This window comes from Paraburkholderia phymatum (genome assembly GCF_040965635.1).
Classification (GTDB): Bacteria; Pseudomonadota; Gammaproteobacteria; order Burkholderiales; family Burkholderiaceae; genus Paraburkholderia; species Paraburkholderia phymatum_B.
In genome coordinates, this window is record NZ_JBFRCH010000010.1 from 120,505 (window position 1) to 135,584 (window position 15,080).

Genomic DNA, 15,080 nt, shown 5'->3' on the forward strand with positions numbered 1-15,080 from the left:
AGTGACGACATGACGCCCGCGTCGCTATCAATGCCCCATCGACTCCACTTTATTCGGCAGCGTATCGACACCATGCGGCCGCGCCATCTGCTTGATCAGCAGCGCGACGCAAGCGATCAGCCCAGCAACCGCGATCGTCGCGAAAACGCCCGAGAAGGTGAAATGCCGGCGCGTCAGTTCGGCCACGAGGAACGACCCCGCGATTCCGCCGAAGCGTCCGACGCCGAGCATCCATGCCACGCCCGTCCCGCGTCCTTCAGTCGGATAGAACGCAGCGGCGAGCGCCGGCATCGACGACTGCGCGGTATTCATCAACACGCCGGCGATGAACACGATCGCCACGAGCGCGCCGACATTGCCCGCAGCCTGACCGATGAAATAGACGCTGACGGCCGTCAGCGCATAACATACGGCAATCACGCGATTCGCGTTGAAGCGATCCATCAGCACACCGCACAAAACCGCGCCCACGCCGCCCAGCGGGAACAGCGCGGAAATCAGCGTCGCGCTCTTCGGCGTCAGGCCCGCATCCTTCAACAGGATCGGCATCCAGTTGATCGACGCATAGAAGATCACGAGGCCCATGAAATAGGTGACCCACAGCATCACCGAACCGACGATGTACGAACGCGACAGCACGACGCCCGCGCCCTTGCCGCCCGTTTGCGGCGCGGTCTCCGTCATCACGAACGAACCGGCATCCAGCGCCGACGACGAAATGCGCGCAAGCGTCGCGCGAATCCGCTCGACAGGATGACGGTTCGCCACCATCAAGCGCACCGATTCCGGCATCCTGGCGAGCAGCACGACACCGAGCAGCAAAGGTGTCACGCCGCCGAGCATCAGCACGCTGCGCCAGCCGAAATGCGGAATCATCCACGCGGCGAGAAATCCGCCGAACGCGGCACCAAGCGGAAATCCGCAGAACATCAGATTGATCACCGTCGCGCGGCGGCGATCAGGGCAGAACTCGCCCATCATCGTGACGGCGTTCGGCATCGCAGCGCCGAGGCCGACACCCGTGACGAAGCGCAGCACGGTCAATTGACCGATGCTCGACGAAAACGCCGACGCGAGACACGCGAAGCCGAACAGGAACACCGAGCCGAGCAGCAGCGAACGGCGTCCGAGACGATCCGACAGCGGCCCCGAACCGAGCGCGCCGCATGCGAGGCCGAACAGCGCGGCGCTCAACACGGGCGCGAGATCGGGCTTGGTCAGATGCCACTGCGTGAGCAACGACGGCGCGATAAAGCCGATTGCCGCCGTGTCGAAACCGTCCAGCAGGACGATCACGAAGCACATGAAGAAAATGAGCCATTGAAAGCCGCCGAATGGCTGCTCGTTGATGAACGTCTGAACGTTCACGACGGAAGTGCGGTTCATCGCCTGTCTCCTAGACATGGCGCAGCTTGCTGTGCTGCGTCCAGTCGTCCTAAAGTGCCTGGAAATAATGCGCGATACCTTTCTCCGCGCTTCGCTTCGATCCTGTCAATGGGCGCAAACCGGGCCTTTTGGCGTCGACTTTTGACCATGACCCATTGTTCGCATATCGCACAATCTTTCAGATTGCGAACACTTTAGCGGTTGGACTCGGCAAGCGTCAACGAAGGGTAACTACCGATGGCCGAAGCCGCCTCACAAAACGGCTTGTCGATACGAACGCGTTATCAAGCGTAGCAGGCGTTCCCGTCAAACATCGTTGCGCGCCCAAGTATTTTCCCGTCACTTACTTACAAACAAAAAACTTCCATTACGTTTTACTTTCATCTATAACGACAGGGCATGCGCGAACACGCCTGTCTCGTTGCATGTCCTCAGCCCGTCTGTGCTAGCCGACGGGCTTTTTTTTTGCTCACCCAGCATAAGCCTAGACGACCTACAACTTCCTTTCATCAAACGAATCGACTCGGTGAAAACCCCTTGCCGCTTTCACTTGACTTACTTGATATATCACATATCGTATGGGATCTATCAGCGCTGCATTTTTAGCGGACGGTGATCGGAAGCGTGGTCGGAGCTTTCGCAAATTATTAGGCAAGCAAGTCAGCAACCATCGAGCATGGGACGAGAGTCAGCGCGAAAGCGCAACTCCCGTCGACCAAGGAGACAGAGATGAAGACGGAGCATCAGGAACAGGCGGCATCGTGGTACGCATCACCGTGGGCGCAACTGGTATTCGGCGTGATCTGCATGGCAATGATCGCCAACATGCAATACGGCTGGACATTGTTCGTCAATCCCATCGACGAGAAGTACCACTGGGGCCGCGCCGCCATTCAGGTCGCGTTCACCATCTTCGTCGTGACAGAGACATGGCTCGTGCCGATCGAGGGCTATCTCGTCGACAAGTACGGCCCTAAACCGGTCGTGGTCGGCGGCGGCCTGCTGTGCGCGCTCGCGTGGGTGATCAACTCGATGGCGTCGTCGCTGCCGCTGCTGTACGTGGCGGCGGCCATCGGCGGCATCGGCGCGGGAGCCGTGTATGGCACGTGCGTCGGCAATGCGCTGAAGTGGTTCCCCACCCGCCGCGGACTCGCAGCGGGTATCACGGCGGCCGGATTCGGCGCGGGCTCTGCGGCTACCGTCGTGCCGATCGCGAACATGATCAAGCACAGCGGATACGAAGCCACGTTCCTCTGGTTCGGCCTCGGCCAGGGGATCGTCGTGTTCGCGCTCGGTCTCTTCCTGCTTGCGCCGCCCGCCAGCATGCTCGCCAATGTGAGCAATGCAATGAAGAGCGCGCTCAAGCGTACCGTTCACAACGCGACGCCTCGCGAAGTGGTCTCCGCGCCCGTGTTCTGGGTCATGTACCTGATGTTCGTGATGATGGCAGCCGGTGGCCTGATGGCGACCGCGCAGCTGGGCCCCATCGCGAAGGACTTCGGCTTGCACGATTCGCCCGTTTCGCTGCTCGGCCTGACGTTGCCCGCGCTGACGTTCGCACTGACGATCGACCGCGTGCTCAACGGCTTGACGCGTCCGTTCTTCGGCTGGATATCCGATCGCATCGGCCGTGAAAACACGATGTTCCTCGCGTTTGCCGTCGAGGCGATCGGCATTGTCGCGCTGTCGAAGTTCGGCCACAGCCCGACTGCGTTCGTCGTGCTGACGGGCATCGTGTTCTTCGCGTGGGGCGAGATCTACAGTCTCTTCCCGGCCACTTGCGGCGACACGTTCGGACCGAAGTTCGCCGCGACCAACGCTGGCTTGCTGTACACGGCGAAAGGCACGGCCGCGCTGCTCGTGCCGTTCACGAGCATCGTCACGGCGGCGACGGGAAGCTGGCATGCCGTGTTCATGCTCGCATCCGGCATGGCCGCCGTCGCGGCGCTGCTGGCGCTGTTCGTGCTCAAGCCGATGCGGCGCGCGTATGCGCTCCAGCATGCGGAGCCGTCGCTGGACATGCCGTACGAATCCACGCGCATCAGCGAATCGGCGCGCATTTCCGCGGGAGGACGCTAAAGAGCGGCGAGGGTTTCCGCTGAACAACGCTGATCTGATCGGCGGCACGCGTTGCCGCCGCTGCTCCAAGGGTGTCCGCTCGCCGTCCATAGGCGATCGCGAAGCGGACACCCGTTCACGCACATGCCAAACCTGGCGCAATCTGTAGCAGGCGGCGTGACACACTGCCCCTGCCGCGAAAGCCGCCGCCGCGCGCCCGCGCTGCACGTGCCGTCGGCGCAAGCCATACAGCGCGCCGCGACATTCGCCTGGCACGAACCGTGCGCACCACGCTTACGCTGATACGCACGCCCCTCTCCGACGCTTCCTTTCCGTTCCGCCGGCGTACGTGTCGCCTTTCGACAACGGCCGACCGCAGAGGCGAATCCGATGGAAAGCGAAGAGCTACTCGAGGACTGGCGCAAGCTCGCGCTCGATATCGAGCATCAGGTGGGGAACGCTGTCATCGGGCAGCGCGAGACCATCCGTCTGATCAACGTCGCGCTGTTCGCGCGCGGGCACGCGCTGCTGGAAGGCGGCGTCGGCGTCGGCAAGACGACCATCCTGCGCGCATTCGCGCGAGCGATCGGCGGCGATTTCGAGCGCGTCGAAGGCACGATCGATCTGATGCCGGGCGATCTCGTGTATCACACGTATGTCGATGCCGAAGGCAAGCCGCGCATCGAACCGGGCCCGCTGATCAAGCACGGTGAACGGCTCGCGACATTCTTCTTCAACGAGATCAACCGCGCGCGTCCGCAAGTGCAATCGCTGCTGCTGCGCGCGATGGCCGAGCGCTCCGTGTTTGCGTTCGACCGCGAATACCGCTTCCCGCACATGACCGTGTTCGCCGACCGCAACAAGGTCGAGAAAGAAGAAACGTTCGAGCTGGCGGCCGCCGCACGCGACCGCTTCATGTTCGAGCTGAATATGTCGACGCCGGACGATCAGCCCGCACGCCGCGCGCTCGTGTTCGACCCGGCCTTTCACGACACGGAAGCGCTGCTCGCGCGCGTCGCGCCCGACGTGCTGCCGTGGCAACGGCTCAATGCAATCGCAGCGGGAATTCAGCGCACGATTCACGCGAGCGAAGCGATCGAACGTTACGCGCTCGACATCTGGCGCGCGACGGAGAACCCGACGCAATTCGACATCGCGCTCGACGACGTGGACATGCAGCGCCTGATCCTCGCCGGCGCGAGCCCGCGCGGCATGAGCGCGCTGCTGCGCGCGGCGCGCGTCGTTGCGTGGCTCGAAGGGCGCACGTATCTGATGCCCGAGGACATTCACCGCGTGCTGCTGCCGACACTCGGCCATCGCGTGTACTTCACGCCCGTCTATGAACTGCGCCGCCAGGAACTCGCCGATGCGCTGATCGCGCAGATCGTATCGAGGATCGCGGCGCCGTGAACACGCTGACGGAGTTCCAGTACCGGCTGCCGATGCGCGTATCGGGCGCGCGGCCCGGCGGACATCGCGGCTCCAGTGTCGGCATCGGCCAGGAGTTCGCGGCGCACACGCGGCTATTCGACTATCCCGATCCACGCCGGATCGATGTGCGCGCAAGCGTGCGCACGGTCCAGCGCGAATGGCTCGTGCGTGTTCACCGGCAGCGCGTGGCCGTGGCCGTGCATGCCGTCGTCGATGTGTCGGGGTCGATGCGCTTCGGCGCCGCGCAGACGAAGCTCGATGTTGCCGCAACGTTCGTCGAGGCGCTCGGACACAGCGCGTTTCGCATCGGCGACCCCGTCGGCATGATCGCCTTCGACGATGCCGGGCGCGAAGACCTGTTCGTGCCCGCGCGGCACGCGCGCGGCATGGGCGCGCTGATGGGCGAGCTGCTGCGCGCTTCTACGCAAACGGCGGCGCCGCCGCAAACGGGCGCGCCCGCGCGCGCGGTCGGCTTGCGCGATGCCGTCACGCGTCTTGCGGGCCGCGCGTGCCTCGTCTTTCTCGTCTCCGATTTTCACTGGCCGCTCGACGTGCTGTCGGGATTGCTCGATACGCTGACTCACGCGTGGGTCGTCCCCATCGTGATCTGGGACCGCGCCGAAATCGAGCCGCCGTCGCTGAACGGCTGGATGTCGCTGGCCGATATCGAATCGGGCGAAGCGCGGACGATGTGGATGCGCGACTCGGTCCGCAACCGCTGGCGCAATGCCGTCGCCGAACGGCAAGCGCAGATCGTCGCTGCGTTCGCGCGTCATGGCATCCGTCCATTCTTCAATCGTGGCGCGTTCAATCCCGAGGCGCTCAGCCGCTACTTTCTCGAGATGACGGCATGAATCGCGCTGATCTCCCGTCGTCGATGCACGCATGGGCACAACGTGCGGTTTCGCACTTCGTTGCGCTCGCAGCCGCTTTCATGATCGCAAGCGTTCCCGCACGGACAACACGCGCAGCGCCAGCAACGCCACAAGCAACACAGACCAAACCTGCCACTGTGCAGCAGCCTCGCGCGTTCGGCCATGTGCTCGGCGACATCCTGACCCAGCAGATTCTTCTCGACGATAACGGACGCGATGCGACGCTTTCCGCGATGCCATCGACGGGCCGCGTCAACGCGTGGCTCGAACGTCGCCCGCCGACGCTCAAGACGGACGCCGATGGCCGCCGATGGCTCGTGCTCGACTATCAGGTGATGAATTCGCCGCGCGCGCCGACCGTGACTTCGACGCCGCCGCTGCAATTGCGTCTGACGTCGGGCGCGACGCTCGATATCGCTGAGAGTCCGCTGTCGATCGGCCCGCTCGCGCCGTTGGGCGTCGCCGACGCGGGACGCCTCGCGACGCTTCAGCCCGACCGGCTGCTTACCGCGCAATCCACTGCGCCGCTCGAACACGCGATGGCCGTGTGGATCGCGCTGACCGTCGCGGTGCTGCTCGCGTGGCTGGGCTGGTGGATCGCGCGCAACAGGCGCGACGCGATGCGGCTGCCGTTCGCGAAGGCATGGGCGCGCTTCGGCCAGCACGACGACGACGCGCTCGAAGGCGACCCCGACGCATGGCGCGGCCTGCATCGCGCGCTCGACGAAGCGGCGGGACGCGTCGTGCACGCCGGCTCGATCCCAGGCCTGACGGACAACGCGCCTCATCTGCGCGAGCTTCGGCCGCAGATCGAGCAGTTCTTCCAGCGATCGTCGGACCGCTTCTTCGGCGACCTGCCCGTCGCGTCGCCGTTTTCGCTGCGCGAGCTGTATCGCGCGCTCTATCGCGCAGAAAAGCGTCATCACCGATGAGCACGCCTCCCGACTTCCTCTATCCGTGGGCGCTCGCGCTGCTGCCACTCGCTGCGTTGCCGCTGCTGCGCCGGAGCATCGACATGCTGCCGTATTCGTACGTCGGGTGGCTGCCGCGCGACCGCGCGGGCCGCGTCGTCGCCTTCGTCTGGCGCACGGCCGCGATACTCGCGCTTGCGGCCCTCATCGTCGGACTCGCGGGCCCCGGCTTCTCCGGCGAACAGAAGCGGATCACGGGAGCGGGCGCCGAAATCCTGATCCTGATGGATGGAAGCGGCAGCATGTACGCGCCGATGGGCACCGGCAGCGCAAATGTCGCCGACGCGCCGACGGCGGGCGAAACAAAAAACCAGATGGCGCGCGATGCGATCAGCGCATTCGTCGCGCAGCGCGTCAACGATCGCTTCGCATTCATGCTGTTCGGCACGCATCCGATGCTGGCCGTGCCGTTCACGCGCAATCGCACGGTGATCGACGCCGCCATCGATGCGACGGCCGTCGGGCGCGGCATGCCGGACACGCTGCTCGATCGCGGCATTCAGTCCGCTGTCGAGCTGTTCGACGGCCGTGCGCGCACGAGCAGCCGCGCGATCGTGCTGGTATCGGACGGCGGCGCGCTGCTCGACAACGTTGCGCGCGAGCACATTCGCGCGGGACTCGCGCGCAATGGCGTCGCGCTGTACTTCATCTATCTGCGCAGCGGCGTGTACAGCCCCGATCTGCATGCGCGGCTCGCCGCATCGGACCATTCGCCCGAAGCCGAGTTGCATCGCTTCTTCCTGTCGCTGCCGACGCCCTACCGTCTGTATCAGGCGGACAGCCCTCAACAGGTTGCGCGCGCAATGACCGACATCGCGCGCAACGAGAACGCGCCCGTGTCGTTCGTCGAACGGCTGCCGCGACAGGACGGCAGCGCGTGGTGTTTCGCAACGGCATTGCTCTGCTGCGTGCTGCTGCTGGGCATCTGGTTCGTGCAAAAGCGGAGCCTGTCGTGAAGCGCCTGCCCATTCACCTGATGTTCGGTGCGGCGACGCTGTGCTGCGCGGCCGTCGCCGGGTACTACGCCGTGCGCCTGCTGCATGCAACCGGCGCGAATCGCGAGATCGCCGCGATCTCCACTCAGCCGCCGAGCCAGTGGAGCAAGACAGCCGCGAATCAGCAAGACCCGGCCGTGCGGCTCGCGCAAGCCGTCGCACTCGCTCGCGCGGGCCAGCATGCCGAAGCGGGCAAGCTCTACTACGAGCTCGCGCGGCTCGCGCCATCGAGCGAAACGGGCCGCATCGCACTCTACGATCTCGCCAACATGTATCTGCGCGAAGCCGCGGGCGACGGCGCGCAAGGGCCCGTGCGCTCGCCGCCGATGCTCGAAAGCGCGAAGGCGCGCTATCGCGAAGTGCTGCGCCTCGACCCCGGCGACTGGGACGCGCGCTACAACCTCGAACGCGCGCTGCGTCTTGCGCCCGAAGCCCAGGACACCGCCGACGACGAGAAGGACATCAAGGAGCAACACAACATCAACGTGCGCGGCGCGGCACCGGAGGAACTGCCGTGAAGGCGCCGCGACGCGCATCGCTGCCGCATCTGGGGCGCCGCTGGTGGCAGCTTCCGCTGGCGTCGCTGCTGCTCGCCGCCGCCGTGTGGATGCCGCCCGTGCAGTTCACGCGCCCCGTCTTCCGTTACGTCGTCACGTTCGACATCACGCAGAGCATGGATGTCGAGGACGTCTCGATGGGCGGCAAGCCGGTCAGCCGTCTCGACTTCGCGCGTGCCGCGATGAGCGATGCGTTGCAGCACCTGCCATGCGGATCGGAGATCGGCTGGAGCGTGTTCACGAATCAGCGCTCGCTGCTGTTGCTCGCGCCCGTCGAAGTGTGCAGCAACTACGACGCGCTGCTGTCCTCGCTCGATCAGATCACGGGCAAGATGCGTTGGGTGAATAGCAGCGTAATCGCGCAAGGCGGCCTCTATTCGGCGATACGCGCGGCTGCGGACCTCGGCCACAACACCGATATCGTCTTTGTCACCGATGGCCAGGAAGCGCCCCCTGTCGCGCCGAACGAGACCAGCGTGCGCGATATTCCGCAAGGACTCGTGCATGGCTGGCTGATCGGCGTCGGCGGCGATCAGCCGGCGCCGATACCCAGGACGAACGCCGACGGCGTGCGCACCGGCTTCTGGCGCGCGGGCGAAGTGCGCCAGGTCCAGCCGACGCCCGACGCGCCCGCCACGGCCGAGAGCCACGAAGAACTGTCGGAGCTTCGGGAGACGTATCTCGAAGCCATCGCCGGGCATCTCGGCTTCGGCTACAAGCGGCTGGTCGCTGCCGATTCGCTGCGCGCGCCGCTGACCGACGCGCGCTTCGCGCGTCCGACGCCCGTCGCGACCAATGTCCGCTGGTGTCCCGCGCTGCTTGCGCTCGTGCTGCTCGTCTGGCGCTTTCTACCCGCGAGGCGGATCGTGGGCGCGAGTCGCAGACGCTATTTGAAACTCGCGTCGTCGTCGTCGGGCGTGGGGCGTCGCGTGTCCTCTTCCCCTTCCTCTTCCTCTTCGGGCGATGGCGTGGGCGCGAGCGGGTCCATGTCGGGCGGCATGCCCGGCGTCGGACGCGGCTCCTGTTCGGGTTCATCGAGTGGCTGATTGGCCGGGTCCGCGATGGGATCGACCGTCGGATCGGTTTGCATGACGTATTTCCGTGTGTTGATCGGAAGGCAATGTCGACACGATGGATGATTCAACCGCGCGACGCTCCATGCGTATCGCCGGGAACGACGGGCGGATCGAAGTCGGGATCGGTCGGCTCGCCATGCGCGGCCTTGTCCGCCCGTTTCGCCCGTTTGTTTCCCGTCTTCGCGTGCGGCGTGTGTTCGTCGGGGAGCGGCGCTTCCGGGCCGCCCGGCTCGTCCATCGTGTTCTGCTGCCCCTTGATCGTGTTTGCCATTTCATGCCTCCGTGGCGTCAATTTCCGGCCGCAATGCGCGCGCCGAAACGATCGAACCAGCAACGCTTGTTCCCGTTCGTGCGCATGCAGTTTCGAGGTCAGGCGCCCTGCGACTATCGCAATCACGGTCAGCGCCGCCGACGGCACGCCGATCACCTCGAAGCCGAACCGATGCTGTCCCATCGCGCCCGCTGCCGCGCGCATCACGAACATCCCAGCCGTACGGATCGTGCGTCTGCGGTCATACGATGGGCGGCGCGATCTGTCGTGCTTGCGCCGATCAGCCCGCACGCACATGACGGCCGCCGACTGTCAACGCGATGACGGAGAGCGCCGCGGATACGGCCGCGAACGCCACATCGGCCCACAGGTGCCCGACGCTGCGCGACAGCAGCGCGATGCCCACGGCCGGCAACGAGTTACCCGTATAGCAGCACAGCAGATACGCGGATAACAGTTCCGCGCGCTGCCCGGCGGGCGCCATCCGGTTCGCCTCCTGGAGGCTTCCGCGAAAGCCCAGTGCCGACGCAACGCCGCCGAGCGCCGTCGCAACAACCAGCAGCGCAATCGATCCGGCAATCTGCGCCCACAACAGCAGCGCAAGGCTGGGTGGCAGCAGCCAAAGGCCGGCGGACATCGCGACCCGCGCACCGAGTGTGCGCGTCGCGATCACGGTGATGGTGCTCGCGGCGAACAGCTCGGCGACGACTGCGCCGCTCAGCGCGGCACTGTGCGAATGCATGCTGTTCTGCATGAGATTCGGCAGCAGCGCCGCATAGAAGCCGAGCAGCGCAAACGTCGCAAAGGCCGTGACCGCGGGCGCGACGAACGCCATATAGAGCCCGGTGGGCACGCCGATACGCGGCTCGAACGACAGTTCCGGAAACCGCCGCGCCGGATGGTCCACTGTTTCGCAGGCTCTTGCCGTCATCGCCGCCGTGCCGGCCAGAACCAGCACGTAGACGACGAACACCGTGCGCAGCGGCCACGGCGCAAATTGCGCGAGCAGGCCCGCGATCAGTGCGCCCGCTGCAAGACCGGCGAGATTCACGGCTGCGGCGAGGCGGCTCGCGGCGGCCTTGTCGGCGGCGGGATGCAGTTCGGCGATCCATGCCGTCGCCGTGGCCGCGCCGACGCCGATCGCAAGGCCGCTCGCCGCGCGCGCGACGAAGAGCCACGCAGGATGCAGAGCGACAAGAAACAGCAGCGTACTGAGTATCGCGACGGCGAGCACGACGAGGCTCACGGGCCGGCGCCCCGCGCGGTCCGACACGCGGCCGAACGCAAACAGCGCACCGAGATTGCCGATCACATAGGCCGCATAGACGAGCGTGACCATCAACTCCGAAAGGCCGAACGCGCGCTGATACAGCGGATAAAGCGGCGTGACGAGCGGGCTGCCGGCGTAGAGGACGCCGAGCAGCGCGGCGGCTGTGATCAGCGATGCCCGGCGGCCAGGCATCGTTCGCGAGCGCGAAAGCGGATGCATGTGCGTCTCCATCGAGGTTCACATCGTGTCGAAGCAGCAAGCGATATTCCGCGCACCCTCCTTTTTTGGCCGAAATCGTGGGCATACCGTTTGCGCGAATTACCGTGAGAGGACACGCATAACAGGAGCACACCATGACCATCACCACGATTCGCACCTCCGATACGCGGATCCAGGTCGAGCAGACGGTCTACACTTTCGCGAACAAAGAGGATGCCGACGCATTTCAGCAGTGTCTCGTCGACGGCACGGTGGACTCGTGTCACCGCGATCACCCGGCCGTTTCGATGCGCCCCGTTCGCGCCGACAAATCCGCCGACAAACGCGCCGACGAACGCGCCGACGATCCGAACCGCGACAGCACGATCTCGCCTTCGCTCGGCGGCGATACGGCGATGTGACCGCGACGCGTGACCGTCGCGGTGAGCCCGACCTACGCGGGCTTTTCGGTGAGCGGCACGTATTCGCTCGGCGGCGTCGCGGGCGACTTCTCGCAGAAGCGCGGCTGGGCCGTTTCGGCCAGCTACAACAACGCACCCTTCTCGTTCGGCATCGGCTATCTCGACCTGAACAGTCCGCTCGATGCGGCGCTCGGCGGCGAACAGGGTTATATCGGCGACTTGGCGTGTTCGAATCCGACGGCGATGTACTGCGAGTTGCAGAACGCGCATGCGTTGAAGGCGTTCGGCGCAGGCGGCTCGTACACGATCGGACCGGCGACGATCGGCCTTGTCTATACGCATACGACGCTCGACGACAGCCTGTATTTCGCGAGCGCCGCGCGTCCGCAGGGCGCGGATGCGCGATTCGATATCGTCGAGGTGAATGGCACTTATGCGCTGTCGCCCGCGCTGACGCTCGGCGCGGCGTATACCTACAACGCGATGAAGACCGATATGAGCGGCTCGCCGAAATTCCATCAGGTGAATCTGGGCGCGACGTACAGCCTGTCGAAGCGCACGACGCTTTACGCAGTGGGGATTTTCCAGTAGGCGGCGGGGAGTGGGATCGGCACGGACCCGGTGACGGGGCAGGCTGCGAACTATGCGCAGATTCCCAACCTGCCGAATTCGTCGACCGACAAGCAGGTGTCGGTGACAGTCGGGTTGAAGCACAGCTTCTAAGTTTCACTGTCGACCGACAAGCAGGTGTCGGTGACAGTCGGGTTGAAGCACAGCTTCTAAGTTTCACTGAGCTTCTTGGCTGCGACGGCGTTTTGCGCGCGAATGCCAGGCGTGCCGCCGGCATCCGCGCCTGCGCCTCGCTGCTGCGCAGGCGTTGCATCCACTTTTGCGCGTCGGGTTTCAGCGTGATCCGCCGTCGCCTCGTCGATGAGAAGCATCGACGCTTATCCATTCGACTCAATTGTACTGGCTCACTACCGTGACGCGCGGAGCTTCGACAGCGGATTTCACGCCCGCCGCGGATGTCAGCAACAACGTGCCGCCCGCACGCCCGACGTGATATTCGCCGTTCCAGTCTTGCGCTGTCTTATAGCCTGAGCCGTCGGCAAAGATGGACGTCACGGAACCGGAAGCAGCGGACCCTGTACGCGTCGCTGAATCTTTGACCGCCTCGATCGAGATCCTGGCGCTCGGCGTGCTGTCGGCGAAGACAGCGAACGTCACACTCATTGCCGATGCGTTGACGACGAATCGTGCTGCGACCCGCGGCAGTACCGATGCTTCGGCACTCGCGGCCATCACCTCGAAGGGCGGCTCGACCACCGCGCCGATGAATGAAATCACACCGCCCTCTGCCGCCGAAACCAACGCGGATGTGCAAAACGCTGTGGCCGTGACCATCGCTCTGACAATCGTCCCCCAGTTCGTTCGATCGCTTTTCCCTCTCGCCACCATCACGGCCTCCCTTTCGAATAAGCCCTACGAAACAGTAAGGGTCATCGTATGCCTCGGGGCATGTTTAGAGACTCGACAGCGATCAAATGATTAGCCGTCGAATGGTGGCGAACGGCCGCACCCTCAGACATTCACCGCGTGTCAATTTCGGAATTCTTCTATCCGGCTCGGCAATTTTAGTAATCGTTCTATGGAAGCTGAGTCTGCGCGTCGATACGATGCGGCAACTCCTTGGCAATGCACAGCCATTCCGCTGGCGGGCGCCGAGGCGTATGGAATCCGGGCAACGTTCGCACGTCGCGGGCGACTTTGGTTCATCAATATTCTTCGACTCACAAGACAACCGACTATGAACGTCAAGCTATTAACAGCTCTGATCGTTGCCGCTGGCGCCATGGGTTCGCAGTTCGCGCACGCTGCTCCGGACGGCACGATCACGCTCACGGGCGCAATCACGTCCACCACCTGCAAGATCAATGGCGGCACGGCTCCGCAGAACTTCACCGTGACGATGCCGACGGTTTCGACGACCACCCTGGCGGCGGCAAATCAGACTTCGGGTCGCACAGGCTTTCGTATTGCACTGAGCAACTGTACGGGTACGGGCAACGTGCATACGTACTTTGAAGCCACCCCCACTGTCGACCTCGGCACGGGCCGCCTGATCAATGCCGGCACGGCCGCCAACGTGCAGGTCGAACTGCTGAACAAGGACGCGAGCGTCATCACGGTCGGCGCATCGGACGGTATCGGTGCGGGCCTGCAGAACTCCAAGTCGGTCGCCATCGTGAGCGGTGCAGCCAACCTGGACTACTTCTCCCAATACCACGCCACGACGGGTGCTGCCAGCGCGGGCTCCGTGTCCGCGACCGTCACTTACGACATCTCGTATAACTAACCGACTATGCCGGGCGACGTCTGACCGAAGGGCGTCCCCTGCTTCTTTGAATCCCGCGGAGCGCGACCGTCTCATTGTCGCGCGTCATGCCGCTCGACTCGCTTGCATCTGCTCGCTATGGTAACGAGCGAGGTAACAGCCGATTTCACGCCCACAGCGGATGTCAGCAACAGCGTGCCGTCCGTATGTCCGACGTGACATTCACCGTTCCTGCCCGGCGCGGTTTTGTGGCGAGCCATCGGCAACGACCGACGTACGGAACCACAAGCAGCGCGTCGACAAGCGGGATCCCACGCCCTCTGCCGCTGAAACCATCGCGGATGCGTAAAGCACTGTGACCGTGACCATCGTTCCGACAATCACGCCGATCATTCGATCACGTTCTGTCTCGCCACCATCCAGGCATTCTTCTATTCGCTCGCCAATTTTTTAGTAATTGTTCGATAGAAACTGAGTCTGCGCGTCGATACGATGCGGAAACTCCCTGGCAATGCACAGCAGTTCCGCTGGGCGCCGAGGAGCGTGGAATCCGGGCAGCGTTCTCGTGTCGAGGGCCGCTTTGGTTCATCAATATTTTTTCGACTCACACGACACTAACTTATGAAAATCAAGCTCTTCACAGCTCTGATCGTTGCCGCGGGCGCCATGGGCTCGCAGTTTGCGCACGCTGCTCCGGACGGCACGATCACGTTCACGGGCGCAATCACGTCCACCACCTGCAAGATCAATGGTGGCACGGCTCCGCAGAACTTCACCGTGACGATGCCGACGGTTTCGACGACCACCCTGGCGGCCGCCGACCAGACCTCGGGCCGCACCGGCTTTCGCATTGCACTGAGCAACTGTACGGGCACGGGCAACGTGCATACGTACTTTGAAGCCACCCCCACTGTCGACCTCGGCACGGGCCGCCTGATCAATGCCGGCACGGCCGCCAACGTGCAGGTCGAACTGCTGAACAAGGACGCGAGCGTCATCACGGTCGGCGCCTCGGACGGTATTGGTGCGGGCCTGCAGAACTCCAAGTCGGTCGCCATCGTGAGCGGTGCAGCCAACCTGGACTACTTCTCCCAGTACCACGCCACGACGGGTGCCGCCGGCGCGGGCTCCGTGTCCGCGACCGTCACTTACGACATCTCGTACAACTAATCGACTCTGCGGGGTGACACCTGATCGAAAGCCGTCACCCTGCCTTTTCATTCTTGGATGCTGCA

14 protein-coding genes and 1 pseudogene are annotated in these 15,080 nt (G+C 64.3%); 11 read left to right on the top strand and 4 right to left on the bottom strand.

Annotated features, from left to right (window positions below; genetic code table 11):
• Nucleotides 1-27: 27 nt before the first annotated feature.
• Nucleotides 28-1,386, bottom strand: a complete 1,359-nt coding sequence (locus AB4Y32_RS19530) for an MFS transporter (RefSeq protein WP_368722914.1) — start codon at nt 1,384-1,386, stop codon at nt 28-30.
• 729 nt (nt 1,387-2,115) lie between these two features.
• Here AB4Y32_RS19530 and oxlT point away from each other — a divergent pair.
• The 7 genes from oxlT to AB4Y32_RS19565 all read left to right on the top strand — a co-directional run bounded on the left by oxlT (nt 2,116) and on the right by AB4Y32_RS19565 (nt 9,319).
• On the top strand, nt 2,116-3,465 hold the full coding sequence (gene oxlT, locus AB4Y32_RS19535; protein ID WP_368722915.1) for an oxalate/formate MFS antiporter: 1,350 nt from the start codon (nt 2,116-2,118) through the stop codon (nt 3,463-3,465).
• A 369-nt stretch (nt 3,466-3,834) separates the two neighbouring features.
• Nucleotides 3,835-4,854, top strand: coding sequence for an AAA family ATPase (locus AB4Y32_RS19540; protein ID WP_368722916.1), 1,020 nt, complete (start codon nt 3,835-3,837; stop codon nt 4,852-4,854).
• On the top strand, nt 4,851-5,729 hold the full coding sequence (locus AB4Y32_RS19545) for a DUF58 domain-containing protein (RefSeq protein WP_368722917.1): 879 nt from the start codon (nt 4,851-4,853) through the stop codon (nt 5,727-5,729). Before AB4Y32_RS19540 ends, AB4Y32_RS19545 begins: the two co-directional genes overlap by 4 nt.
• 158 nt (nt 5,730-5,887) lie before the next feature.
• Nucleotides 5,888-6,682, top strand: coding sequence for a hypothetical protein (locus tag AB4Y32_RS19550; protein ID WP_368722918.1), 795 nt, complete (start codon nt 5,888-5,890; stop codon nt 6,680-6,682).
• The gene (locus tag AB4Y32_RS19555) at nt 6,679-7,677 is read left to right on the top strand and encodes a vWA domain-containing protein (RefSeq protein WP_368722919.1); all 999 of its coding nucleotides are present in this window, start codon (nt 6,679-6,681) and stop codon (nt 7,675-7,677) included. Before AB4Y32_RS19550 ends, AB4Y32_RS19555 begins: the two co-directional genes overlap by 4 nt.
• Nucleotides 7,674-8,234 carry an MxaK protein gene (locus AB4Y32_RS19560; RefSeq protein ID WP_368722920.1) on the top strand — a complete coding sequence of 187 codons (561 nt, stop codon included), beginning with the start codon at nt 7,674-7,676 and terminating at the stop codon, nt 8,232-8,234. The genes AB4Y32_RS19555 and AB4Y32_RS19560 overlap by 4 nt, the downstream gene beginning before the upstream one ends.
• Before the next feature lie 89 nt (nt 8,235-8,323).
• A complete protein-coding gene (locus AB4Y32_RS19565; RefSeq protein ID WP_368722988.1) occupies nt 8,324-9,319 on the top strand; it encodes an MxaL protein in 996 nt (331 codons plus the stop codon).
• A 94-nt stretch (nt 9,320-9,413) separates the two neighbouring features.
• Here the strand turns inward: AB4Y32_RS19565 and AB4Y32_RS19570 are convergent, their stop codons facing one another.
• A complete protein-coding gene (locus AB4Y32_RS19570; protein WP_368722921.1) occupies nt 9,414-9,620 on the bottom strand; it encodes a hypothetical protein in 207 nt (68 codons plus the stop codon).
• Between the two features lie 280 nt (nt 9,621-9,900).
• Nucleotides 9,901-11,109, bottom strand: a complete 1,209-nt coding sequence (locus AB4Y32_RS19575; protein WP_368722922.1) for an MFS transporter — start codon at nt 11,107-11,109, stop codon at nt 9,901-9,903.
• Between the two features lie 134 nt (nt 11,110-11,243).
• Here AB4Y32_RS19575 and AB4Y32_RS19580 point away from each other — a divergent pair, with 134 nt between their 5' ends.
• Nucleotides 11,244-11,510, top strand: a complete 267-nt coding sequence (locus tag AB4Y32_RS19580; protein WP_368722923.1) for a hypothetical protein — start codon at nt 11,244-11,246, stop codon at nt 11,508-11,510.
• A gap of 24 nt (nt 11,511-11,534) precedes the next feature.
• Nucleotides 11,535-12,233 (top strand): annotated as a pseudogene (locus tag AB4Y32_RS19585) (porin); the annotation flags it as partial.
• Between the two features lie 237 nt (nt 12,234-12,470).
• Here the strand turns inward: AB4Y32_RS19585 and AB4Y32_RS19590 are convergent.
• Entirely contained in the window at nt 12,471-12,971 is a 501-nt protein-coding gene (locus AB4Y32_RS19590) for a hypothetical protein (protein ID WP_368722924.1), read from the bottom strand.
• A gap of 346 nt (nt 12,972-13,317) precedes the next feature.
• Here AB4Y32_RS19590 and AB4Y32_RS19595 point away from each other — a divergent pair, with 346 nt between their 5' ends.
• A complete protein-coding gene (locus tag AB4Y32_RS19595; RefSeq protein WP_439899810.1) occupies nt 13,318-13,866 on the top strand; it encodes a fimbrial protein in 549 nt (182 codons plus the stop codon).
• Between the two features lie 600 nt (nt 13,867-14,466).
• Nucleotides 14,467-15,015: a fimbrial protein gene (locus AB4Y32_RS19600; protein ID WP_368722926.1), complete on the top strand. Its 549-nt coding sequence runs from the start codon at nt 14,467-14,469 to the stop codon at nt 15,013-15,015.
• Nucleotides 15,016-15,080: the final 65 nt, after the last annotated feature.